Source organism: Flavobacterium kochi (assembly GCF_048286715.1).
Classification (GTDB): domain Bacteria; phylum Bacteroidota; class Bacteroidia; order Flavobacteriales; family Flavobacteriaceae; genus Flavobacterium.
Window position 1 is genome coordinate 71,464 of the sequence record NZ_JBLVPW010000006.1, and the last position, 23,582, is coordinate 95,045.

General features: G+C 36.3%; 22 protein-coding genes. 13 read left to right on the forward strand and 9 right to left on the reverse strand.

All coding sequences use genetic code 11. From position 1 onward, the window contains the following. Window positions 1-6: 6 nt before the first annotated feature. The 3 genes from ACNQGH_RS07020 to ACNQGH_RS07030 all read right to left on the reverse strand — a co-directional run bounded on the left by ACNQGH_RS07020 (window position 7) and on the right by ACNQGH_RS07030 (window position 4,300). Window positions 7-2,325 (reverse strand): M28 family peptidase, encoded by a 2,319-nt coding sequence (locus ACNQGH_RS07020; RefSeq protein WP_417955410.1) that lies wholly within the window; start codon window positions 2,323-2,325, stop codon window positions 7-9. 98 nt (window positions 2,326-2,423) lie between these two features. Continuing rightward, window positions 2,424-2,774, reverse strand: a complete 351-nt coding sequence (locus tag ACNQGH_RS07025; protein ID WP_417955273.1) for a hypothetical protein — start codon at window positions 2,772-2,774, stop codon at window positions 2,424-2,426. Continuing rightward, the gene (locus ACNQGH_RS07030; RefSeq protein ID WP_417955274.1) at window positions 2,771-4,300 is read right to left on the reverse strand and encodes a GNAT family N-acetyltransferase; all 1,530 of its coding nucleotides are present in this window, start codon (window positions 4,298-4,300) and stop codon (window positions 2,771-2,773) included. Before ACNQGH_RS07030 ends, ACNQGH_RS07025 begins: the two co-directional genes overlap by 4 nt. Before the next feature lie 180 nt (window positions 4,301-4,480). Here ACNQGH_RS07030 and ACNQGH_RS07035 point away from each other — a divergent pair, with 180 nt between their 5' ends. Then, a complete protein-coding gene (locus ACNQGH_RS07035) occupies window positions 4,481-4,813 on the forward strand; it encodes a single-stranded DNA-binding protein (protein WP_417955275.1) in 333 nt (110 codons plus the stop codon). A 106-nt stretch (window positions 4,814-4,919) separates the two neighbouring features. On the opposite strand, the gene ACNQGH_RS07040 is transcribed toward ACNQGH_RS07035, so the two are convergent. The 5 genes from ACNQGH_RS07040 to metG all read right to left on the reverse strand — a co-directional run bounded on the left by ACNQGH_RS07040 (window position 4,920) and on the right by metG (window position 10,350). Further along, window positions 4,920-5,090 carry a hypothetical protein gene (locus tag ACNQGH_RS07040; RefSeq protein WP_417955276.1) on the reverse strand — a complete coding sequence of 57 codons (171 nt, stop codon included), beginning with the start codon at window positions 5,088-5,090 and terminating at the stop codon, window positions 4,920-4,922. Between the two features lie 47 nt (window positions 5,091-5,137). After that, on the reverse strand, window positions 5,138-5,656 hold the full coding sequence (locus tag ACNQGH_RS07045) for a ferritin (RefSeq protein WP_417955277.1): 519 nt from the start codon (window positions 5,654-5,656) through the stop codon (window positions 5,138-5,140). A 307-nt stretch (window positions 5,657-5,963) separates the two neighbouring features. After that, on the reverse strand, window positions 5,964-7,223 hold the full coding sequence (locus tag ACNQGH_RS07050) for an OmpA family protein (RefSeq protein WP_417955278.1): 1,260 nt from the start codon (window positions 7,221-7,223) through the stop codon (window positions 5,964-5,966). A gap of 324 nt (window positions 7,224-7,547) precedes the next feature. Next, a complete protein-coding gene (locus ACNQGH_RS07055) occupies window positions 7,548-8,234 on the reverse strand; it encodes an HAD family hydrolase (protein WP_417955279.1) in 687 nt (228 codons plus the stop codon). A 55-nt stretch (window positions 8,235-8,289) separates the two neighbouring features. Next, on the reverse strand, window positions 8,290-10,350 hold the full coding sequence (gene metG, locus ACNQGH_RS07060; protein ID WP_417955280.1) for a methionine--tRNA ligase: 2,061 nt from the start codon (window positions 10,348-10,350) through the stop codon (window positions 8,290-8,292). Between the two features lie 271 nt (window positions 10,351-10,621). Between metG and ACNQGH_RS07065 the strand changes: the two genes are divergently transcribed. From ACNQGH_RS07065 to ACNQGH_RS07115, 11 genes are all read left to right on the forward strand, one after another. Further along, window positions 10,622-11,161 carry a DMP19 family protein gene (locus ACNQGH_RS07065; protein ID WP_417955411.1) on the forward strand — a complete coding sequence of 180 codons (540 nt, stop codon included), beginning with the start codon at window positions 10,622-10,624 and terminating at the stop codon, window positions 11,159-11,161. Between the two features lie 210 nt (window positions 11,162-11,371). Continuing rightward, window positions 11,372-12,643 (forward strand): serine--tRNA ligase, encoded by a 1,272-nt coding sequence (serS, locus tag ACNQGH_RS07070; RefSeq protein WP_417955281.1) that lies wholly within the window; start codon window positions 11,372-11,374, stop codon window positions 12,641-12,643. A gap of 75 nt (window positions 12,644-12,718) precedes the next feature. Next, window positions 12,719-14,497 (forward strand): tetratricopeptide repeat protein, encoded by a 1,779-nt coding sequence (locus tag ACNQGH_RS07075; RefSeq protein ID WP_417955412.1) that lies wholly within the window; start codon window positions 12,719-12,721, stop codon window positions 14,495-14,497. Between the two features lie 55 nt (window positions 14,498-14,552). Beyond that, window positions 14,553-14,864, forward strand: a complete 312-nt coding sequence (locus ACNQGH_RS07080) for a DUF4286 family protein (RefSeq protein ID WP_417955282.1) — start codon at window positions 14,553-14,555, stop codon at window positions 14,862-14,864. Window positions 14,865-14,972: 108 nt separating this feature from the next. Further along, window positions 14,973-15,752, forward strand: coding sequence for a 16S rRNA (adenine(1518)-N(6)/adenine(1519)-N(6))-dimethyltransferase RsmA (gene rsmA / locus ACNQGH_RS07085; protein WP_417955283.1), 780 nt, complete (start codon window positions 14,973-14,975; stop codon window positions 15,750-15,752). Then, window positions 15,742-17,091 (forward strand): magnesium transporter, encoded by a 1,350-nt coding sequence (gene mgtE / locus ACNQGH_RS07090; protein WP_417955284.1) that lies wholly within the window; start codon window positions 15,742-15,744, stop codon window positions 17,089-17,091. Before rsmA ends, mgtE begins: the two co-directional genes overlap by 11 nt. A 142-nt stretch (window positions 17,092-17,233) precedes the next feature. Continuing rightward, the gene (gene proC / locus ACNQGH_RS07095) at window positions 17,234-18,010 is read left to right on the forward strand and encodes a pyrroline-5-carboxylate reductase (RefSeq protein ID WP_417955285.1); all 777 of its coding nucleotides are present in this window, start codon (window positions 17,234-17,236) and stop codon (window positions 18,008-18,010) included. Between the two features lie 274 nt (window positions 18,011-18,284). Beyond that, complete coding sequence (locus ACNQGH_RS07100) at window positions 18,285-18,668, forward strand: Dabb family protein (RefSeq protein WP_417955286.1); 384 nt, start codon at window positions 18,285-18,287, stop codon at window positions 18,666-18,668. 152 nt (window positions 18,669-18,820) lie between these two features. Continuing rightward, window positions 18,821-19,573: a glycosyl hydrolase family 28-related protein gene (locus ACNQGH_RS07105; protein WP_417955287.1), complete on the forward strand. Its 753-nt coding sequence runs from the start codon at window positions 18,821-18,823 to the stop codon at window positions 19,571-19,573. A 14-nt stretch (window positions 19,574-19,587) separates the two neighbouring features. Beyond that, complete coding sequence (locus ACNQGH_RS07110; protein ID WP_417955288.1) at window positions 19,588-20,367, forward strand: glycoside hydrolase family 28 protein; 780 nt, start codon at window positions 19,588-19,590, stop codon at window positions 20,365-20,367. Between the two features lie 83 nt (window positions 20,368-20,450). Continuing rightward, window positions 20,451-21,047: a hypothetical protein gene (locus tag ACNQGH_RS07115; RefSeq protein WP_417955289.1), complete on the forward strand. Its 597-nt coding sequence runs from the start codon at window positions 20,451-20,453 to the stop codon at window positions 21,045-21,047. 105 nt (window positions 21,048-21,152) lie between these two features. Here the strand turns inward: ACNQGH_RS07115 and nhaA are convergent, their stop codons facing one another. After that, complete coding sequence (gene nhaA / locus ACNQGH_RS07120; protein ID WP_417955290.1) at window positions 21,153-22,298, reverse strand: Na+/H+ antiporter NhaA; 1,146 nt, start codon at window positions 22,296-22,298, stop codon at window positions 21,153-21,155. A gap of 120 nt (window positions 22,299-22,418) precedes the next feature. Between nhaA and ACNQGH_RS07125 the strand changes: the two genes are divergently transcribed. Next, window positions 22,419-23,366, forward strand: a complete 948-nt coding sequence (locus ACNQGH_RS07125; RefSeq protein ID WP_417955291.1) for a 2-hydroxyacid dehydrogenase — start codon at window positions 22,419-22,421, stop codon at window positions 23,364-23,366. Window positions 23,367-23,582: the final 216 nt, after the last annotated feature.

The window sequence follows — 23,582 nt, forward strand, 5'->3', positions numbered from 1 at the left end:
TTTAAATTATTTGACTTTCAAACTGTCTTTTGCAACCGTCAAACTATCTTTTACGACAGGATTTGCAATGCCACTGTCCAAAGCATTCAGAATCACAATTGGACTTGGTTTTATTTTTTCCTTAATCACTACTGCATCATTCAAAACGAAAGGTGTGGGCATCATCCAATTTTCTCTTTTTGCTATTCCAAATAAAGGATTGGTCATTAAATCAAAAGAACTTTCCATTAATTCCATGTCAAAAACAGCAGAAGTATTGATGCTGAATTGGATTTCCAAAGGCAAATTATCAACCACGTAATAACTCAGAATCTTTTTGCCTTTTCTTTCATATGCTGAACCTTTTTGACCTAATGATTTTGCACCGTTAGCTTTAAAATTATGAAGAATCATTTTTTCATTGGCAAAAATGTCATATCGATTTACTGTTCGGTTCGGTGAGATGAGTATTTTTAAATATCTTTGGTTACCTACAATTCGGTCTTCAAGAAATGCTATACTGGGTTTTTTTAATACTTTTACGGGAGCGTCAGCTTGATAAGTAAATCCGGAATTGTATTTGCTGAATAAAGGAGTTTCATTTTCCGCTGCTTCTTTAGGATTTTCACCCAAATAGCTTTTGGTCCAGGCATCAAGATTGGTGTCATAAGTTGCCCAATTGGCTTTGTCCGTGTCGGCATTATAGATGTACAACAAACTGTTAGATTTTGCTTTTCCAAATTCGTATCCCGATTCGGAATGTGCTTTCGCAAAAAAGCCGATGGCGAGTACGAAAAAAACTAAAGACCAGATTCCTTTTTTGGCGAAAGCCCCAAAAATAGGCAGCAATAAGCCAAAAGTCAAAACGGTGAGAATTGCACTTCCAAACAGTACTTTTAATCCCAAACCGATAGGGAACATTTGGATAAATGGAGCTACGATAATCAAAGTAGGAATACTGCAAACGAGATTTAGTGTTTTATTGGATCTTTGAGTTACTATAAAAACACCAAAAATAAAAATACCAAAGTAAACCGGAATAATCAGGAATCCTGCGCCCTGTAAAATAAAAGCAAGAATTCCATTAATGATAAGCCATAGAAGCAATGGCGCAACATAATGATTCATCGTGACTTTTTTAGCAGAAAAACGGTTGTAAAATGCTACACTTATTGCCACGGCCAAAAGTACAAATGCAGCGATATAGGCATGCCCGTTATAGGTAAATCCGTTCAGTAGATCGTTGTATTGCGGATATATTTTCAGTAATGCTTTCCATCCAAAGAAAGTAATTAATCCGGTAACGATTAGAGAGCCCAATAAAGGAATAAATCCTCTGCCAATTTCCCTGAAAGATAAAATGCGTTTGGCTTTTCCTAAAAACAACAGAAAAATAAATAACGCCAATGCAATTAGTACCATTGGTAAAACCCAACTGAATGGATAGCTTATAAAAGTATACGGAATGGTAAAATAGACATAATCGTTACTGGCTTGAGTAGTATTTAAATCCGCATTCGAAAAATAATTCAACAACGGCATTAAATAAGAGCCTTGATGGGCTAGTGTGTTTTTGTTCAAATGATTGATGTCATCCTGAGCCGTATGATAATTAAAATGGTCGTCAATGAAGGCAAAATTATATCCTTGGACATTACCTTGTTCCCTGAAAACTGTCAAATCCGTATCATTGGGTAACATTTTATAAATGCTGTACATCAGGGAATTAGAAACAGGAAAAGTAGCTTTTGCAGCAGCAAATTCTTTGACCAATCCTGCGTTTCCTTTGTTGGTTTCCATCAACATATAACTCGGGCCTGAAGAACCGCGTGCTTCAAAATTGAGCACTAAACCAACTTCTTTTGCCCATTGATGTTGGGTTACAAAAAGAGCTGCGCCATTTAATCCCAATTCCTCTGCATCCGAAAACAGAATGATAATATCGTTTTTATGAGGGGTTTTATTATACAAAAAAGCACGGACACTCTCCAATATTGTGGCTACGCCGGAACCGGCATCACTCGCGCCGTGCGAATAGGAATGTGGCGCGCTGTCGTAATGCGTAAGCAACAACAAGGCTTTGGAGCTAGTAGTGCCTTTTATTCGAGCCAATATATTTTTTGACTTTACTAAATTTCCCCAGTCGCTCAACGTGTATCCTTCCTGAAGAGACGTTTCTAATCCAAGTTTCTTAAGTTCTTTTTGGAGGTAATTGGCCACCTCTTCATGATTTTCGGAGCCTACATAATGAGGCTGTTTTGAAATGGCTTGCACTTGAGTCAAAGCTCTTTTGGTTGAAAATTCAGAAAGTGGGCCTTCATCATCTGAAGTCCAATGGGGCATCATCGTGAAGTAAATTAATCCCAGAATTACGAGGATAAATAAACTGGCAAAAATTGAGGAGTAATCTTTTTTCATGGTAGGTAGTAGGTAGGTTGGGGGTGTTAAATATCTTTTTTAACTAACATATAAAAATCATTTTCCAAGGGTAGGTAACCTTGGTCGTATAGGAAATAGTAGGTATTTCCTGTTTTGGTTTGTAAAATATTGGTAAAAAATTCAAAATCGAAGCCTTTGCTTAAGAGTTTTGTTCGAGTGGTTTTTGATTTTCCTTCCACATTAAGTTCAGATAGAATGCGGTAATTTTTGCGCAACTTATTATTGATATTACGCATAAAATTAGTACTGTCTTTGTTTATTTTGTTATTGTAAGCGTTACGACAACCATCGCTGCAAAACTTTTTGTCTTCGCGACCTACAATCTTTTCTCCACATTCTAAGCAGTTTTTGTTCATGGATTGATTTTTTTAATTTCGTATAGATCAGTTCTGCGGTCCTTTAGGATTCTGGCGCTTCCATGTTCGTGAAGGTCTTTGAGTAAATTTAAATCCACATCGACAATCAAAGTCATTTCAGTATTGGTAGTTGTTTCCGCTTTTATTCCGGTGCTGGGAAAAGCAAAATCTGAAGGTGTAAATACTGCGGTTTGTGCATATTGGATATCCATATTGTTCACTTTTGGAAGATTTCCAACACAGCCGGCAATGGCTACATAACATTCGTTTTCTATGGCTCGGGCTTGCCCGCAGTGTCTTACTCTTATATAACCACTTTGTGTATCGGTTAAAAACGGTACAAATAAAATGTTCATTTCTTCATCGGCCATTAATCGAGCCATTTCCGGAAATTCAACGTCATAGCAAATCATGATTCCTATTTTTCCACAGTCGGTATCAAAAGTTCTAATTTCTGAGCCGCCTTTCATTCCCCAATGCAGCACTTCATTCGGGGTTATGTGAATTTTATAATACATTTCAGAGGTTCCGTCTCTTTTACAAAGAAAACCAACATTGTATAAAGTGCCATTTTCTAAATAGGGCATGCTTCCTGAAATGATATTTATATTATAAGAGATGGCAAGTTCCTGAAATTTTTTGCGAATGGGGTCTGCATATTTTGCAAGTTCTCTAATGGCTTCAGGTTCGGATAAATGATTGTAGTCCGCCATAAGAGGAGCAATAAACAGCTCAGGAAAAAGGGCGAAATCACTTTTGTAACCGGATATGGCATCAATAAAAAATTCAGCTTGTTCAAATAAAGCTTCTAAGTTTATTAACGGACGCATTTGCCACTGAATTAATCCAAGTCTTATGATGCTTTTTTGGGTATTTATTAATTGAGGACTTTCATCATAATAAATATTGTTCCATTCTAATAATACAGCAAATTCTTTGGAATCGACATCTCCTGCCAAATAGTTTTTCATAATTCTCATTACGTGAAAATCATTACTCAGCTGGAAGGAAAGCACAGGGTCATGCAATTCTTTTAGTTTTACTTTGTCGATATACTTTTTTGGAGTCAGCTTTGCAGCGTGTTTGCTGTAATTTGGAATCCTTCCGGCAAAAACGATAGCCTTTAGGTTTAATTTTTCACACAATTCTTTTCGGGCATCATACAATCGCCTGCCAAGCCGCAAACCTCTATAATCAGGATGTATAAATACATCGATTCCATACAATATTTCTCCTTTTGGATTGTGTGTCGAGAAAGTAAAATTTCCGGTTATTTTAGCGTAATTCGGGTTTTTATCAACTAAAACTTCGTCCACAATTAAGGATAGTGCGGCGCCAAGCACTTTTCCATCGGCTAAAATTACTAATTGTCCTTCAGGAAACAGACTAAGTAATTGCTCAATATCCTGTTCTTTCCAGTACGAATCTGCCAATTCGGGATACGATTGCACCATGGATTTTTTTAACTGCTTATAATCGTCAAATTCTAGATTTCGTAATTCTACTTTTTTTATTTTGGCCTGCATAAGAATTTGATTTTCATCAAATATATATAAATTTTTCCATTTACAAACGGTTACAAATAGTTACAACCGAAAGTAAACAGTTACCAACCGAATACTTTTTGGAAGTCATCGCATCTTTGCAATGTTGATTTGAAAGAACACTTCAACAAAATATTCACTAACATTTAAATAGTATACGCCATGAATGCATTAAGAAACAAAGTACAATTAATCGGACATGTAGGGAATGATCCGGAAATCAAAATTTTTGACGAAGGAAAAAAATTAGCGAATTTTACGTTAGCTACAAACGAAAGTTACAAAAATGACAAAGGAGAAAAGGTAGAAGAAACCCAATGGCACAAACTCGTAGCCTGGGGAAAAACTGCCGAAATTATTGAAAAATACGTAACTAAAGGGAAAGAAATTGCCATTGAAGGCAAATTGACGCATCGAAGTTATGATGATCAAAATGGAGAAAAACGGTATATCACCGAAGTAGTAGTCAATGAAGTACTACTTTTGGGGAAATAGTAAGCCGGCTCAATATGCGGTTATTGGAATACGATCACCGCTGTATAACGGAAAAGCCATCGAAGATTTGTCGATGGCTTTTTATTAAAATGAATGGGATAAAAAATTAATCTTCTTTTTTGCCTAAATCAAATCTAGGGCAGCGTTTGCAACGTTTGTCTTCCCCCTTTTTATAACTTTCACAACATTTTGACTTGAGTTTGCCCTTAGCGACATCCTTTTTGTGGAGTCCTTTTTTATCCTTTTTCTTATCCTTATTTTTCTTCTTTTTACTCAATTTTCGATGCGTTAAAATCAAGTTGCATTATTCTAAAGAATGGTTGGTTATTTTGCGTCTTTGGCTGAAGAATTATTTAAAGTCATTTGCTGAATGTCTCTGTCAAACAAATACAAACCGCCTTTGTCATCACCAATTAGGTTTATCTTATCTAAAATAAGTTTAGCCTGAGCTTCTTCCTCAATTTGTTCGGCTACATACCATTGTAAAAAGTTGTGCGTGGCATAATCCTTTTCAGAAAAGGAAATATGAACCAGTTCATTAATTGCATCAGAAACAAAAATTTCGTGTTTGTATAGTTCTTCAAACATTTCCTTGAATGCCTCGTAACTAATTTTCGGAGCCTTTAATTCACTCACTTTAGCGTGACCGCCTCTTTCATTTATATAGCGTACCAATTTAAGCATATGTCCCCGTTCTTCATCAGATTGGGCATACATAAATTTTGAAATTCCTTCCAAACCGTGAGTCTCTGCCCAAGAGGCCATAGAAAGGTACGTTTGTGATGATTCAGCTTCAATTCGAATTTGATGATTCAGCGCGAGTTCTATATTTTTTGATAGCATGGCAGTGTGTTTTTAGTAAAGTTACAAAAAAACTTAGTTTACGATTGATAATCTCCTGAAAATAATTTTTAAATTAATGAAAATATCCATACAGCTGCGATGGGCATAGATGGATATTGGTAGGCTCCTTTGCCGGTTTCGTAAATCATATTTTTCTGAAAATATTGAGGAAATATTTTTTAGAAACGGTCATTAAAAAAAATAATGAATGAAATTGATCCGTTCTAACTCTTAACACTGAAGTTTGTAAGCAAAAAAAAGCCCTAAAAGAAATTTCCTTTAGGGCTTTTTGATATAAAAAAGTAGCTTATTTTACTATGAAAGTAACTCTTCTAACTAATTTTCTTGCATTTTCTGAAGTTTTATCAACTGAAGTATCTTCACCAGCAGCAATTACATTCAATCTTGATGCATCAACTTTAGCTTTCACTAAGGTATTTTTTACATTAGCAGCTCTTGCATTAGATAATTTATCATTGTATGCAGATCTTCCCAATTCGTCAGCATGACCAGTAATGTCAACTGAAGCAGAAGGATTGTTTCTTAAGTAAGTTAAGATAAAATCAATTCCTTCAGTAGAAACGTTAGTTGGTTTAGATTTATCGAAATCAAAATAAACTGCAACATAACCACCATTGATTAAGCTTTTGATCAATTCGTTATCGTATACAATACCAGTATCACCAGTTTTAGCAGCGTAATTTTTCAAGATATAAGCTTCTGTTTCATCAGGAACGTTATTGTTGTTTTTGTCAATTGATCTACCTTTAGTATCAACCATTGCACCTGCAGGAGTATTTGCCTCTTGATCTAAGTAATCAGCAACACCATCATTGTCAGTATCAAGCATCTTTGTTTCGATAGCTGTAAGTCTGTTATCTATAACATTGAATCTGTCTTCATTATCAAGAACCCAGTCAGCATGTTTTACATTTTTACCTAAGTAAACTGTTATACCTGCAGTACCGTTAAAAAGGATTCCACCGAAACCTCTAGTGCTTGAAGAGCTAGCGCCATCAAAAGCAAGATTTTGTTTCGCATTAAGGATTGTTGTAAAATCTCCTGTTAATGCAATTCTATCTGTTAATTTGATTTGACCAGTTACACCAGCCATGAAGTTACCCACTCTGTCTTTTTTGTAAGAAGGCTCTTTTCTTTCTAACATTCCTAAACCAAAACCAGCATGACCTAACAAACCAATTGTATGAGTCCAAGTTTCAAAACTCATGATTCTTCCTAAGTTAGCAACACCCTGTAAGTCTACTCTGTAGTACTTAGTGTCGAAATCAACAGATTCCTTTTTTCCTGTGAAACTGTTTAAACCAAGATCAGCTTTCAAACCGAATTTGTTGTTAAACATGTAACGAACTCCTAAATCTACAACATAAGGACTTACTAATGTCGTGTTGTAACCTGAAGTCATCGGTCTTTGTGGTTTGTTAAAACCGCCAGCTAATTCAACTGACCATTTGTTAAAGCCATCTTCTGTGCTTTTTACAGTTTCTGTTTGAGCACTCATAGTGGTCATTGCAGAAGCAAATACTAAACTAAGTATGATTTTTTTCATATTGTTTCAATTTTAATTTAATGCAAAAATACATCACAAAGTTTGATTAAAAAATTGAAACAGTTAATTATGTAAGAATTAATAATAATTTTATAAAGATAAAAAACAGCTTTTTGCTGTAAGATATTGGTGTGTAGTGATTTGTAAGAAATAAATAAACATTCTATTTTTTAAAAATTAAACTATATTTTGAAAAAAAATGATTTGACGCCAGTTTTAACGTTTGTTTCAACACTTATTTAATCAAATACATAGGTGGTTTCTGATTAAAAAAGAGCTGTTGTTTACAGCCCTTTTTCACGTTTCTTTAATAGCTTCGGTTCGCTATTTTAACCTTTTTAACACATCGGTTATCTTTTCAAATGCACTGAAATTTTCGTGTTCCACTTTATGGTCAATTTTTTCGTGTGCCCAAGTGGTATGAAACGGAATATGAACAGCGTGTCCGCCAATGGCTAAAACCGGTAATACATCCGATTTTAAAGAATTACCAATCATGAAAAATTCTGAAGGTTGTATTTCCAAACGCTTGATCAAATCGAAATAATCTACTTCCTGCTTGTCTGACATTACTTCAATATGGTGAAAAAAATGGCCTAAGCCGGAATTATGCAATTTTCGGCGTTGGTCCAATAAATCGCCTTTAGTGGCAACAACCAACTTGTATTTACCGTGTAAAGTTTCTAAAGTTTCTTCTACGCCATCTAATAGAATAATCGGTTTTTCGAGTAATTCTTTTCCGTATGTAATAATTTTTTCAATGATTTCGATCGGAATGGTATTGTTTGAAATTGACATAGCCGCTTCAATCATCGAGAGGATATAGCCTTTGATTCCGTAGCCGTATAATTTTAAATTGTCGATTTCTACCTTAAAAAGTTCTTTGGAAATTCCTTGATGAGACAAATAATCTTCCATCAGTCCACAGAATTTTTTTTCGGTTTCATCAAAATAAGTTTCGTTGATCCATAAGGTATCATCAGCGTCGAAGGCAATTACTTTTAGGCTCATAGTGTAGGTTTTAACCCTTTTAGGGTTTTAAATCCTGAAAGGGTTATGATTTTATTTAATTTATGGTCTCTCCATTGGCAACGCCTTCTGTATCAGGATTTACAAAAACCAGTTTTCCTTCAGCGTTTGTTGTCATCAAAATCATCCCTTGACTTTCTACGCCACGAAGGTTTCTGGGAGCCAAATTCACTAAAACAGTCACGCGTTTTCCTACGATTTCTTCTGGTGAAAAACTCTCAGCAATTCCTGAAACGATCGTGCGAACGTCAATTCCTGTGTCTACTTTCAAAATCAAAAGTTTGTTTGCTTTTGGCATTTTTTCCGCTTCCAGAATCGTTCCTACTCGAATATCCATTTTGGCAAAGTCCTCGAACTGAATCAAATCTTTTTGTGGCTCTGCTACTTTATTATCGGCTTTGTTGGCTGTTTTAGTCGCTTCCAATTTGTCTATCTGTTTCTGGATTTCTTCGTCTTCAATTTTGGTAAACAATAATTCTGCTGCGCCAATTTGATGTCCGGCCGGAATTAAATCAGAGGTTTGAGCAATAGTGTCCCAGCTTAATGGACGTTCTATTTTTAAAATTTTTGACAATTTTTTTGCTGTAAATGGTAGGAAAGGTTCACAAAGTGAACTTAATGCTGCGGCAATTTGCAGCGCCACATACATTTGCGTTTGAACCCGCTCCGGATTGTCTTTGATGACTTTCCAAGGCTCTTCGTCCGCCAAATATTTATTTCCTAAACGAGCCACATTCATTAATTCGCTTAAGGCTTCACGGAATCGGTATCTTTCCACAGAACTGGAAATTACTGCTGGATACGCTTTCAGTTCAGTTAAAGTGGCTTCGTCCACTTCCGAAAGTTCGTTTGGTTGCGGTACAATTCCGTTGTAATATTTATTGGTTAAAACGACCACGCGATTAATGAAATTTCCATAAATCGCAACTAATTCATTATTGTTTCTTGCTTGGAAATCTTTCCAGGTAAAATCATTATCTTTCGTTTCCGGAGCATTTGATGTCAAAGCATAACGCAAAACATCTTGTTGATTCGGGAATTCTTCCAGATATTCGTGCAGCCAAACCGCCCAGTTTTTAGAAGTCGAAAGTTTATTTCCTTCCAGGTTCAAAAACTCATTTGCAGGTACATTGTCCGGTAAAATATAACTTCCTTCAGCTTTTAACATCGCCGGGAAAATAATGCAATGGAAAACAATATTGTCTTTTCCAATAAAGTGAACCAGTTTTGTGTCTTTATCTTTCCAATACGGTTCCCAATCTTTTCCTTCGCGTAAAGCCCATTCTTTTGTAGAAGAAATGTAGCCTATTGGCGCATCGAACCATACGTATAATTTTTTTCCTTCGGCACCTTCAACCGGAACATCAATTCCCCAATCTAAGTCACGAGTTACAGCGCGCGGTTCTAAACCACCGTCAATCCATGATTTTACCTGACCATAAACATTGGGTTTCCAGTCATTTTTATGTCCAACCAGAATCCATTCTTTCAAAAAGTCTTCGTAACGGTCTAAAGGTAAAAACCAGTGTTTCGTTGATTTTAAAATAGGAGTTTCTCCCGTAATTGTCGATTTTGGATTAATTAAATCTGTAGCGTTTAATGTAGAACCACATTTCTCGCATTGGTCACCATAAGCTTCTTCGTTGCCACATTTTGGGCAAGTTCCCACCACAAAACGATCTGCCAGGAATTGATCTGCCTTGGCGTCATAGAGTTGCTCGGTCACTTTCTCGATAAAATCACCTTTATCATACAGTTTTCTAAAAAATTCCGAAGCCGTATCATGATGGATTTTAGCCGAAGTTCTGGAATAATTATCAAATGAAATTCCAAAATCAGAGAACGATTTCCGGATTATTCCGTCATATTTGTCGATTACTTCCTGTGGCGTAATGCCTTCTTTTTTGGCTTTCATCGAAATCGCCACGCCGTGCTCGTCACTTCCGCAAACAAACAAAACGTCTCTTCCTTGCAATCGCAAATAACGGGAATAAATGTCCGAAGGCACATAAACACCCGCCAAATGGCCAATGTGAATCGGTCCGTTCGTATAGGGTAATGCCGCTGTAATCGTATATCTTTTTGGATTCTGTATCATGATTCAATTTTATTGACCGCAAAAATAAGCAATAGAATTGAGTCCCGACGCTTCGCGATAAGGTTTTTATCAGGAGTTGTTTTATGGTATTCGCTGCAATCGTATTGTTTTGAAAAAAAAGACAATACAGATGTTTAGTGTTGTCCGGGCCAGGAATTTAGTTGTTTGATACATTTCTTATCAATAATTTAATAGAGATAAATCACATTGTATTTCTTTTCTGCTTTAATTTAACTGAAATTTGCCCCAATAGAATTTAAATATGAAAAGTATGGAATTTGGTAGAATAATTATTTCAGAAACCGCGATGAATAGTGAAAATCTGCAAGATGTAATTCACTCTAATATTTCGGTAGTCAACTTAATGCGCGAGGAAGGTGTAAACGATGATCTGATTCACGAAGATGCTTTAATGAGTTATTATTTAGATTATTATGTGTCACAATATACCGAGGGGAATTTTTCTCAATTTGTATATAATTCGGGTTGGAATAGTGAGCTAAACGATTTGATAGAAGAAGGTTTAGCATTACTTGGCGCCGAAAAACATTTAGAATTGTTCAAACAGCAAAGCAAGAAAGTGAAATTAATGAGCAGTGTAAAGTTGAATAAATTCCTTAAGGGGAAACTGGAAGGCGTAAATCCTATCAGAGATTTGCTGAACAACAACACTTTTTTTGAAATTGAAGAAAATCTAATTACCTTGAATGCTAATTTTTTAAAAACACACCCCGATTTCGAAGTGCTTGCGGTAGATGATATGTTTGCAACCTTAGAAGAATTTGTCGGTCATGAGATTAAAAGAGCGTAGTCAATGTAGTAATAGTTGTTTCCCAGTGGTATTAAAAGAGAAAATACTAAGTTGCACAAAGAATTTTAAAATCAAATTTTAGTGAATCTTTGCTGAAGGTTTGTGGCGCTTTGAGAAATAATTTTTCATCAAAACTTTGTCTCATTTCTATCAAACATTTCCTTAAATTTGCTTCCGTTATTATATAAGTAGAGTTATAAAAATCAAGCTATGTTACAAATCGTATTTATTAGAGAGAATCAGGAAAAAGTAATCAAGGCTTTGGCAAAGAGAAATATCGATGCTACAAGTGTTGTTGAAGAAGTGGTACAACTGGATGAAAAACGTCGCGCCACGCAAGTGGAGTTAGATGGCATTTTATCCGAATCTAATAAATTATCCAAAGACATTGGCGAATTGATGAAAGGCGGAGAGAAATCGAAAGCCGCTATTCTAAAAGAAAAAACAGTTTTATTAAAGGAGAAAAGCAAAAAATTAGGGGAAACTGCTGATACACTTGCCGCAGAACTTTTAGAAAAACTATATACATTACCCAATCTTCCTGCTGATATTGTTCCTGTTGGTAAAACACCAGAAGAAAACCTAACCGTTTTTGAGGAAGGAGAAATTCCAGTTTTGCATGAAGGAGCACAACCGCATTGGGAATTGGTAAAAAAATACGACATTATTGATTTCGAGTTAGGAGTTAAAATCACCGGTGCAGGATTTCCGGTTTATAAAGGAAAAGGAGCGCGATTACAACGTGCCTTGATCAATTATTTTTTGGATAAGAATGTCGCGGCCGGTTATAATGAAGTTCAGGTTCCTCACATGGTTAACGAAGCGTCTGCCTATGGAACCGGACAATTACCGGACAAAGAAGGGCAAATGTATCATGATAAAACGGATGATTTATACTTGATTCCAACGGCAGAAGTTCCAGTAACTAATTTGTTTCGTGATGTAATCTTAAACGAAAATGAATTGCCTGTTTTAACCACGGCATACACACCGTGTTTCCGTAGAGAAGCAGGTTCTTACGGTGCGCATGTACGAGGATTAAACCGTTTGCATCAGTTTGACAAAGTTGAGATTGTACGCGTTGAGCATCCGGATCAATCATACGAAGCTTTGGACGGAATGGTGGAGCATATAAAAAATATTCTCCAGGAATTGAAATTACCGTATAGAATTTTACGTCTTTGTGGCGGTGACATGGGATTCACGTCGGCTTTGACGTATGATTTTGAGGTGTTTTCTACAGCGCAAGATCGGTGGTTGGAAATCAGTTCAGTTTCTAATTTTGAGACTTTTCAAGCTAATCGATTAAAATTGCGTTACAAAGATAAAGACGGGAAAAACCAATTGGCACATACTTTAAACGGAAGCTCATTGGCTTTGCCAAGAGTTTTGGCCGGAATCTTAGAAAATTACCAAACTCCGGAAGGAATCGTAATCCCTGAGGTTTTGCGTCCGTATTGCGGATTTGATATTATAGATTAATTAGTTTGCGGTTTCAGTCACAGTTTACAACTGTGACTGAAAACTGTGGCTGCGACTAAAAACCGAATAATGAAAATGAAAAAGCTCTTTCTTTATATCACTTTGTCATTCTCGCTATTTGCTTTCGCCCAAAACGAACAATTGGCGCAGTATTATTACGATAAAGGCGATTTTGAAAAAGCCAAAATCAGCTACGAAGAGTTACTGGAGAACCTACCCCAAAACACACAGTATTTTCTAAAAACGATCGACTGTTACCAACAGTTGCAGCAATTTTCTGTTGCCGAAAAAGCGATTTTGGATCGATTTGATAAATTTAAACAAGGCAATCTTCTGGTTGAATTGGGATACAATTACCAGTTGCAGAAAAATGATGCTAAAGCCAAAATTTACTACGAACAGGCATTAGACAGAATTAAAAAAAATCCAAATGAAGTGTATGGTATTTCCAATTCTTTTGAAAGAAAAGTGTTATTGGAATATGCTTTAAAATCCTACCAAACGGCAGTGGAATCAGAAGCTAATTTTAATTTCAACTATCAAATCGGGTTGCTTTACGGGCAATTAGGCAATCAGGAAATGATGATCACGACTTTTCTTAATGAAGCTTACGCCAATCCTCAAAATTCAATACAGATTCAAAATCAACTGTCTCGGTTTATGGTTGACGAGGGTGATGCCAATTTTAGTGAAACATTACGCAAAGCCTTAATTATAAGAGCTCAAAAAAATCAGGATCTTTTTTGGAACCATTATTTGAGTTGGTTTTATACCCAACGAAAAGAGTTCGAAAAGGCGTTTGTTCAGGAAAAAGCCATTTATAAGCGGGACCCGGAATCACTTTCTAATATCGTGAATTTAGGACAATTGGCTATCGAAGAAGACAATCAGGAGGCGGCTAAAGAAATCTTGGGTTTTGTGTTGGAAAACACAAAAGATTTAGAACTATTGATTCAGGCAAATTCCTATTTGATTAAAATGAAAATAGAAAAAGCGCAAGAAAAAGAGTATGCTGTCATTAATGCGGAATTAGACGGTTTACTGAAACAATTTGAAATAAGTCCTTTTACCTTATCTTTGCAGCTAATTCAGGCGCATTTTGTTGCTTTTAATTTAAAAAAACCGGAGAAAGGAAGAGTAATAGTTAAGAAAGCACTTGAATTACAGTTGGACGATTATAAAGTGGCTCAGGCCAAAATGGAATTGGCGGATATTTTGCTTTATGAAGAAAAATTCAATCAGGCGTTACTCTATTATTCGCAGATAGAATTGGATTTAAAAAATGATATAGTGGCGCATGAAGCGAGTTTGAAAGCCGCTAAAACGAGTTATTTTAAAACCGATTTTATATGGGCTTTGAAACAATTCAAGGAATTGAAATCGGCCAATACGCAATTGATTGCCAACGATGCTTTAGAATATTTTCTTTTAATAAATGACAATACGGTTGCCGATTCGACACAAACCGCTTTGAAGCAATTTGCAAAAGGAGATTACCTTTTATATCAAAATAGAAATCAGGAAGCGGTCACGCAGTTTCAGACGATTCTCAAAAAATATAAAGGACAAGAAATAGAGGCGGTGACGTTGTTGCGTTTGGGTAAGATTTACGAAAAATTGGGAGATTTTACTTTGGCTTTAAGTCAATATCAAAACATACTGGACAAGCACAGCGACGGAATTTATATTGATGAAGCCTTATATTTCTCAGCAGAAATTTATAACAAAAAATTGCAACAGCCCGAAAAGGCAAAAACATTATATGAAAAGATAATTTTCAGTCACGAAGACAGTATCTATTTTGTGGAAGCCAGAAAAAAATTCAGGCAATTGCGAGGAGATACAAATTTATAAATTTGACTTGGACCCTTCCATTGGAGCGGGCCGGGTACAGGAAAAATCAAAAGAAATGATAATATACAACGTTACCACAAACATCCATGAAAGTGTTCATGATCAATGGATGATTTGGATGCAACACAAACATATTCCTGAAATTCTGGCCACTGGGAAATTCTCATCGGCAAGAATGGTACGAGTTTTAATTGAAGAAGAAATGGGAGGCGTGACTTATTCTGTTCAATATACCACGGATAGCAGAGCAACTTTGGAGAAATATTACCAAGAAGATGCCCCTGCCTTTCGCGAGGAAGGATTGAAATTGTTTGGCGACAAAATGCTTGCTTTTAGAACCGAGCTGGAATTGATTTCAGATTATTAGAGTACAGAATTCAGTCGCAGTATTCGGTTTGCAATAGTATCCGAGATATTTATAAAACATAAAAAACACTTTGCGCCTTTGTGCCTTCGTGGCAAAAAAACAAACAAAATGGAAAAAGTAAAAGCCAAAAAACACCTCGGACAGCATTTCTTGAAAGATGAAGGTATCGCAAAAGATATTGCTGACACGTTGAACTTAGAGGGATATGATGATGTATTGGAAATAGGTCCTGGAATGGGTGTTTTGACAAAGTATTTGTTGGATAAGCCAATCACTACTTATGTAATAGAGATCGATACAGAATCAGTAACGTATTTAGATGAAAATTATCCAAAATTGAAGGATAAGATTATCTCTAAAGATTTCCTGAAATACAATATCAACGAAATTTTCGAAGGAAAGCAATTCGCTATCATTGGGAACTTTCCGTATAATATTTCAACCCAAATCGTATTTCGCGCCTTAGAATATCGCAATCAAATTCCTGAATTTGCAGGGATGTTTCAGAAAGAAGTAGCACAACGCATTTGTGAAAAAAAGGGAACAAAAGCATATGGAATTCTGTCCGTTTTGGTTCAGGCATTTTATGATGCCGAATATCTATTTACGGTAGATGAAAATGTATTCATCCCACCACCAAAAGTAAAATCGGGCGTTTTGCGTTTGCGCAGAAAGGAAGATTACAGTTTGCCTTGTGGAGAAAAATTGTTTTTCACTGTTGTTAAAACGGCTTTTCAACAACGCAGAAAGACCTTGCGAAACAGTTTAAAAACCTTAAATTTGTCCGATAGTTTAAGGGAAGATAAAGTTTTTGATCTTCGACCAGAGCAATTAAATGTAGAACAGTTCATAGAACTTACTCAAAAAATAGAAGCGGATGGAGTTTAAAATCAGCAAAGCGCTAATCCAGGAATTAGAGCAACACATTGTTAATAAAAAAGACAAGGAACTTGAAGCCTTGCTTAATGACATGCACCATGCTGATATTGCCGAAATTCTTGACGAGCTTGATTTTGACGAAGCAACCTACATTTTTAAAGTATTAGACAGTGAAAAAACGGCAGAGATTCTTCTTGAATTAGAAGATGATTTGCGTGAAAATATATTGAGCAGGCTTTCGCCAAAAGAGATAGCTGAAGAATTAGATGAATTAGAGACCAATGATGCTGCCGACATTATTGCTGAACTTTCGCAAGAGATTAAAGCAGAGGTAATATCAGAGCTTCAGGATGTTGAGCACGCCAAAGATATTGTTGACTTATTGCGTTATGATGAGGATACAGCGGGTGGAATTATGCACAAAGAGTTGGTTAAGGTCAATGAAAATTGGAATGTGCTTACCTGTGTAAAAGAAATGCGAATTCAGGCTGAAAATATTTCTCGGGTCCATTCTATTTATGTGGTGGATGATGAAGATCGATTGAAAGGACGTTTGTCGCTAAAGGATTTATTGACTACTTCAACCAGAACAGCCATAAGTGATGTGTACATTCGAAAATTGAATTCGGTGAATGTAGATACCGAAGATGTTGAGGTTGCACGTATAATGCAGAAATACGATTTAGAAGCCATTCCTGTTATTGATGAATTGGGGAGACTTGTAGGCCGAATCACGATTGATGATATTATAGATGTAATCAAGGATGAAGCGGATAAAGATTACCAATTGGCTGCGGGTATTACTCAAGACGTTGAAACGAACGATAGCATTTACGAGCATACAAAAGCGCGTTTGCCCTGGTTGTTGATGGGAATGCTAATTGAATTAATAGCTTCCTATGTTATTAAAGGAAATGAAGCTACTTCCCAAAAATTTTACACGCTAATTATTTTCATGCCTCTGCTTTCTGCAACAGCGGGAAATATAGGGGTGCAAGCTTCAGCAATCATTGTCCAAGGTCTGGCAAATGGTACTTTAAAAGAATTTAGCCGCAATTATTTCAGTAAAGAAATTTCTGTAGCGATGATTTCCGGGACTATAATCGCAATGTTGGTATTGGGCTATCATACGCTTATGTATGGACAGTTTCAGGTCGGAATGGCGATTTCCATATCTATTGTTGTCGTCATATTATTTGCCGCCACTTTAGGAACTTTGGTGCCGCTTTTTTTACATAAAAACAATATCGACCCAGCCATTGCAACAGGACCTTTTATAACAACAACAAACGATGTTTTTGGAATTATGATTTACTTCGGAATTGCAAATCTCATTTTAGGGTTTTAAGATTAAAAATTAAAAAAACAGATTAATAATTCCGAAATAGAGTAGGACGATATATAATAAACAACCAAAAGTTATAATTAACACTTTCCGTATCGGCTTTCTTTCTTTGGAAAGGGTCGGGGAGAGGAAAACCACAACTAGCATGAAAGTACATATAATTGGAGGAGGAAACCTGGGTGTTTCCATCGCAATAGGAATATCAAAATTTTCGAAAGAAAACCAAGTTACCGTAACTCGAAGAAATACGTCAAGCATTCTTTATTTGGAGAAACTGGGAGTAACAGTTTCAACAGACAACACGTATCAAATTCAAGACGCAGATATTATCATTCTTACAATAAAACCGTATCAGGTAGATACTGTTTTGGCCGAAATTCTTCCTGTGATTTCTAATAAAGTAATCGCTTCTGCAGTGAGCGGATTGTCCATAGACAATTTGCAAAACAAGATAGGTGCTTCAAACAGCGCTGTCCGAATCATGCCAAATATTGCCTCACAATTTGGCGCATCAGCTACTTGTATTGCTTTTCATGAAAAAGACAAAGCGAATGCACAAAATGTTGTTGCTCTTTTTCAAGATCTTGGAACAGCTCCTATTATTGACGAAAAATTGATGGATGCAGCAACGGTTCTTGCGGCTAGCGGAACTGCTTTTGCATTGCGTTATATCCGTGCTTCCATGCAAGCTGGTATCGAAATAGGATTCGACTGGCAAACTGCGCTAGCTATTTCCGCACAAACCGTAAAGGGTGCTGCCGAAATGCTACTGGAAGAAAAAGGACATCCAGAACAATTAATTGACCGTGTGACTACGCCACAAGGTTGTACTATTGCGGGATTGAACGAAATGGAAATGCACGGGTTCAGTTCGTCATTGATAAGAGGAATCAAAACTTCTTTGAAACAAATCAAAGGATAGACGTTGTTTGGACTTGCTCACATCAAAAAAAGGGTCTTATCAGCGTAACTGTTGATGGACCCTTTTTTTTATGGTGTCGGACTATCGGTGCTGTTTCGGCAGCTAACACTTCACTCGTCGAATACAATGCAACAGCGAGCCAAAGGCCGTTGTTAATTCTCCTTAAAACACGCGATCTCACGGATTTGATAGTGTGGAAATACAACCGGTACCCATTTGGGCCGATCAAATTTGTCAATTAAACTCAAAATCGTATATTTAAAAAAAAATCACAATGAAAAAGTTACTGTTACTAACCCTTATTTTAATCACAATGTACGGTGCCGTAAATGCTCAACAAGAGAAAAAGCAGCAAGTGCTCCGGCATGTAGTGATGTTTGGATGGAAAGAAGGTACTGATGCCGCTTATGTCACTAAAATAGTAACTGCTTTAGGAAATCTGCAATATAAAATTCCAACGATCAAAGCATTTGAATGGGGAACCAATAACAGTCCGGAAAACCTGAACAATGGTTTGACGCATTGTTTCGTACTTACATTCAGCAGTGAAAGCGATAGGGATGCCTATCTTATTCATCCCGATCATAAAGCTTTTGTCGCGCTGTTAAATCCTGTCCCTGATAAAATTACCGTGTTCGATTATTGGGCTTCAAAATGATGTTGACTTAGTTTATACATTGTCCATTTTAATTGCATACAAATAGTGATGGATAAGATTTTTTTAGACCTATATAGAACAGCTTGGTTGCATTTTTTTTGAAAATGCCGAATTTTTATGACTACCATAAACAAATAAATTTCCCGTAAAACATGAATTGTATATTCTACTTAAGAAAAAGCATTTTTATCAGCTTACTATTTTTTTCATTGACGGCTGTTATTGCACAAAAAATTCCTATGCCACGAAACCTGATCATTCCGAGTGCAAGTACTACCTCTAAAACAGTAACATTATTATGGGATAAGCCTGTTCAGTATAAGGAGATAGTCGCTTATCAGGTATTTAAAGATGGGAAATATGTCGCTATTGCTGCAAAAACCAATTTTACCGTACAGAATCTAGTCGCTGGGAAAGACTATTCGTTTTCTATTAAGGCCCAAAACAAGGAAGGTAAACTATCCGATGCAAGTGGTTTTGTCAAATGCAAAACCAAGCCCGCTGGGAAGGTTTTTAATATTTTGGATTATGGGGCAAAAGGAGACGGAGTAACAAAAAATACAGCAGCCATACAAAAGGCAATCGATGCCTGCTCAAAAGGGGGAACTGTTTATATACCGGCCGGTGTATTTATGAGCGGTGCGCTTTACTTAAAAAGCGATATGACCCTATATATTGCCGAAGGAGGAACCCTTAAAGGCAGTGTAGATATGCAGGATTATTATCCATTAATACTAAACCGGTTTGAAGGTTGGGAGATGAAAACGCTGGCAAGTTTACTGAATGCAGGTACGCTTGACAGAAGTGAAAAGTATAATGTAAAGAATCTTAGCATAGAAGGCAAGGGTACTGTCTATGGGGATGGTTCTAAACTTGGCGATGCAATTTTAAGGTTCTTGGTCTAAGAGGGCGTGGGCGATTGATTTGTATAATGAATGGGCAAAATATAAATATACAGGGTCTTACTATAGAAAACTCACCCTGTTGGACTATTCACTATATATACAGTAATCAAGTTACATTGCATGACCTCAATATAATAAGTACAGCACACAATGGTGATGGAATAGACCCGGATTCATCCACAGGTTCCTATATTTTTAATTGTAGGTTTTCGACAGGTGATGACTGTATTGCCATTAAATCAGGCAAAAATCCGGAAGGATATACCATTGGGAAACCGACACGTAATATCCGCATTACAGACTGTGATTTTACTAAAGGACATTCACTGGCCATCGGGAGTGAAATGTCAGGTGGTGTAAGCGATGTTTTTATACAGGATTGTAAAATTGGTAATCTGCTGCATGGACTTCAAATCAAGGCAACAAAAGACCGCGGCGGTTATGTTCGAAATGTGATTGTGAGAGATTGCGAATTATTAAAAATAACATTGTATACGGCAATTAATTACAATAATGATGGTGCGGCTGCACCTGTACTGCCCCAGTTTAGTGATATGGAGTTTTCCAATTTAAATTTGACCGCTGCAAAGCCTAACCAAACAATTTTGGATATAAACGGATTTCCTGATGAGAAACATTATACCAAAAATATCATTTTTGAGAATCTTAGGCTGCCAGAGCAATCAATTATCCGTATTAAAAATGGGGAAGCACTGACTTTTAAAAATGTACAATGTGCCGATGGTAAAGATCCTGAATATCAAATCATTGATTCGAAAAATATTGTTAATTAACTGGAGGCATAAAACCTTCTTTTGTAGCTATTTTGAATCCGATTGCCCGATAGCACTGGAAAACGAAATAAATATTAAATTAGATGAGAAAAGTATTAGCATTCCTAGTTCTAGGGCTAAATTTAAATGCAAACGCACAAAAGGTTAGTGTTGAAAAATCAATTTTTGGCGTACAAACCGGATTTGGAGTAACTGCAGGAATTTGGGTAAACAATGAAAGTAAATTGTCTAATAGGATAGCGCTGCGAAGTGAAATTGGTCTTGAAAAGGATTTTACGGTTGGAGATCATTATAGTGGGACCGGTTTTATTTTGCAACCAGTTGTAACTATTGAACCTAGATATTACTATAATATGGAAAAAAGGAAGGCTGAAGGAAGAAATACGGCTCATAATAGCGGAAACTACATTTCCATTAAAACAAGTTATCATCCGGATTGGTTTGTAATAAATTTAGAGGATAATGTAACTAAAACGGCCGATTTAGCAATTGTTCCCACTTGGGGTATAAAACGTCAAATAGGGAATCATTTCACCTATGAAACAGCTTTAGGATTTGGCTATCGAGTAGTATATTTGAAAGCTAATGCTGTTAATGGCAATGTTCAAAATGCAGATGGTGCTCAAAATAGGAATCAATATTTACCCTATTTACAGACAAGAGTTGGATACACTTTTTAGAAGAAGGAGAATAACGATTACCTCCACAAATCGTTGTTGTAGGAATGAAATCAACAAAGGCCGTTTCTAGGCCGCCTTTGTTGATTCCATTTTCGCAAGGTTTGACTATTTCGCAGCTTTCAAACTAAATTTCAGCCATATAAAACCGCAGGTTCCTGCAATAAAAGAAGCTATCAGAATAGCAATTTTAGAATAGGTAATTACTTCCGCTCCGTCATTTTTAAACGCAAGCAGGGTTATGAAAATGGACATCGTAAAACCAATTCCACCCAGCATTCCTGCGCCAATAATAGTTTTCCATTTTAAATCTTTGGGTAAAACACAAATTCCCAGACCTACCCCTAAAAAGGAGAAAAGCCAAATTCCAAGTGGTTTTCCAATGACAAGCCCTACTATAATTCCTATAGTGTTGGGATGATTCAGTCCTTCATGCCAATTGGAATCGATGGCGATACAGGTATTGGCAATAGCAAACAAAGGCAGGATAAAAAAGGCTACGGGTTTGTGTAAAAAATGCTGAATTTTATAAGAGGATGTTTTTTTGCCACCGTCACCAAACGGAATCACAAAAGCCAATAAAACTCCAGTTATTGTAGCATGTACTCCCGAATTAAGCATGAAATACCACATCAGAATACCTCCAATTAGGTACGGAAATAAATTGTGAATTTTCATGCGGTTAAGAATAAATAATCCACCTAGAATGCCTAAGGCTATAAATATATTCACGAAAATAATTGTTGAGGTATAAAATATGGCAATGACAATTATGGCGCCCAAATCGTCAATTACTGCAAGTGCAGTTAGAAATATTTTTAAAGAAGTAGGAACGCGATTTCCTAATAGGGATAAAATTCCAATGGCAAAAGCAATGTCCGTAGCCATAGGAATACCAGCTCCGTTTTGTGTTGTAGTCCCAAAATTTAATGCTAAAAAGATTCCTGCGGGAACAAGCATGCCACCAACAGCACCAAAAATAGGAAGTGCGGCATTTTTAATACTGGATAATTCCCCGTTATAAATTTCGCGCTCTAATTCTAAACCTATTAGAAGAAAAAAGATAGTCATCAGTCCGTCATTAATCCAATGCGTAATGGAATGGTGACCCAATTGGGTTTCCCAAAAACCAATATATTCTGTTTGAAATGAGGAATTAGCAAGGCAAAGAGAAAGAACTGTTACAAAAAGCAAAAGTAATCCACCCGATTTTTCACTTTGAAAAAATACCTTGAATGTTTTTGTTAATTTCATTTTAGAAATTTTTATAATAAATTAGCTTCAATTTAGGCTAAAATAGAAAGCATGCTAATTTACACATTTGGGAGTTATTTTTTTTGTTAATTTGGGGTACTAAACTTAGAAACCTTTTTTATGGACATCAAAATCCTTCATATCGATAGTAATAATCCTTTGCTTTGGGATCAGTTACAAAATTCTGGATTTATAAATCACAGTGATTTTACATCATCCAAAGAAGAAATCGAAGCTAAAATTCAAGATTATCAAGGAATTGTTATTCGCAGTAGATTTAAAATTGACAAAATATTTCTTGACAAAGCCACTAGTTTGCAATTTATAGCACGTGTAGGAGCTGGTTTAGAAAGCATCGATTGCGAGTACGCCGTGTCAAAAAATATTGCGCTTATTGCAGCGCCAGAAGGGAACAGAAATGCCGTGGCCGAACATACATTGGGAATGATTTTGTCTCTTTTCAACAAATTGAATGAAGCCGATCGCGAGATTCGGTCGGGTCATTGGAACAGAGAAAACAATCGGGGTCACGAACTTGATGGCAAAACGGTGGGGATTATTGGTTACGGCAATATGGGAAAATCATTCGCGAAGAAACTTCGTGGTTTTGATGTAGAAGTTTTGTGTTATGATATTCAGGAAAATGTTGGAGATAACAATGCGAAACAAGTTTCGTTGGACGAATTTCAGCAAAAAGTAGATGTTGTAAGTCTCCATATTCCGTGGACACCTGAGACAGATAAAATGGTTGATACTGAATTTATCAATGGCTTTGCAAAACCATTTTGGATTATAAATACATCGCGTGGCAGGAATATTGTAACTGCCGATTTAGTTTCAGCTTTGGAATCGGGAAAAATACTGGGAGCTGGTTTGGATGTTTTAGAATATGAAAAGTTGTCATTCGAAACCCTTTTTAAGGATAAAAAGACTCCCGAAGCTTTCCAATATTTATTACAGGCGAAGAACGTGATTCTTTCTCCACATATTGCTGGCTGGACATTCGAAAGTCATGAGCGATTGGCGCAGGTAATTGTAGATAAAATCAAGGCGAAGTATTTGGATTAAAACCCAAAAATAAATGGAAGGTTATTGTGCTGGAAAAATAGATTTTTTTAAATCCAGTTAAATTTAATGGCTGTTGATTGAGAGGGTAACAAGTTTAAATTTTTACGTGAGAATAACAGGGTATTTCTGTAAAATTTTATATATTCGTAAGATAATGAATGGACTAGCGTAAAGATAGCCGGAGGACATTAATGAAACGGATTTGGCAGAAATTTA

Coding starts and splice junctions, on each gene's coding strand:
- ACNQGH_RS07020 (WP_417955410.1), bottom strand. CDS start 2,325: ATGATGCCCCATTGGACTTCAGATGATGAAGGCCCACTTTCTGAATTT.
- ACNQGH_RS07025 (WP_417955273.1), bottom strand. CDS start 2,774: ATGAACAAAAACTGCTTAGAATGTGGAGAAAAGATTGTAGGTCGCGAA.
- ACNQGH_RS07030 (WP_417955274.1), bottom strand. CDS start 4,300: ATGCAGGCCAAAATAAAAAAAGTAGAATTACGAAATCTAGAATTTGAC.
- ACNQGH_RS07035 (WP_417955275.1), top strand. CDS start 4,481: ATGAATGCATTAAGAAACAAAGTACAATTAATCGGACATGTAGGGAAT.
- ACNQGH_RS07045 (WP_417955277.1), bottom strand. CDS start 5,656: ATGCTATCAAAAAATATAGAACTCGCGCTGAATCATCAAATTCGAATT.
- ACNQGH_RS07050 (WP_417955278.1), bottom strand. CDS start 7,223: ATGAAAAAAATCATACTTAGTTTAGTATTTGCTTCTGCAATGACCACT.
- ACNQGH_RS07055 (WP_417955279.1), bottom strand. CDS start 8,234: ATGAGCCTAAAAGTAATTGCCTTCGACGCTGATGATACCTTATGGATC.
- metG (WP_417955280.1), bottom strand. CDS start 10,350: ATGATACAGAATCCAAAAAGATATACGATTACAGCGGCATTACCCTAT.
- ACNQGH_RS07065 (WP_417955411.1), top strand. CDS start 10,622: ATGGAATTTGGTAGAATAATTATTTCAGAAACCGCGATGAATAGTGAA.
- serS (WP_417955281.1), top strand. CDS start 11,372: ATGTTACAAATCGTATTTATTAGAGAGAATCAGGAAAAAGTAATCAAG.
- ACNQGH_RS07075 (WP_417955412.1), top strand. CDS start 12,719: ATGAAAAAGCTCTTTCTTTATATCACTTTGTCATTCTCGCTATTTGCT.
- ACNQGH_RS07080 (WP_417955282.1), top strand. CDS start 14,553: ATGATAATATACAACGTTACCACAAACATCCATGAAAGTGTTCATGAT.
- rsmA (WP_417955283.1), top strand. CDS start 14,973: ATGGAAAAAGTAAAAGCCAAAAAACACCTCGGACAGCATTTCTTGAAA.
- mgtE (WP_417955284.1), top strand. CDS start 15,742: ATGGAGTTTAAAATCAGCAAAGCGCTAATCCAGGAATTAGAGCAACAC.
- proC (WP_417955285.1), top strand. CDS start 17,234: ATGAAAGTACATATAATTGGAGGAGGAAACCTGGGTGTTTCCATCGCA.
- ACNQGH_RS07100 (WP_417955286.1), top strand. CDS start 18,285: ATGAAAAAGTTACTGTTACTAACCCTTATTTTAATCACAATGTACGGT.
- ACNQGH_RS07105 (WP_417955287.1), top strand. CDS start 18,821: ATGAATTGTATATTCTACTTAAGAAAAAGCATTTTTATCAGCTTACTA.
- ACNQGH_RS07115 (WP_417955289.1), top strand. CDS start 20,451: ATGAGAAAAGTATTAGCATTCCTAGTTCTAGGGCTAAATTTAAATGCA.
- nhaA (WP_417955290.1), bottom strand. CDS start 22,298: ATGAAATTAACAAAAACATTCAAGGTATTTTTTCAAAGTGAAAAATCG.
- ACNQGH_RS07125 (WP_417955291.1), top strand. CDS start 22,419: ATGGACATCAAAATCCTTCATATCGATAGTAATAATCCTTTGCTTTGG.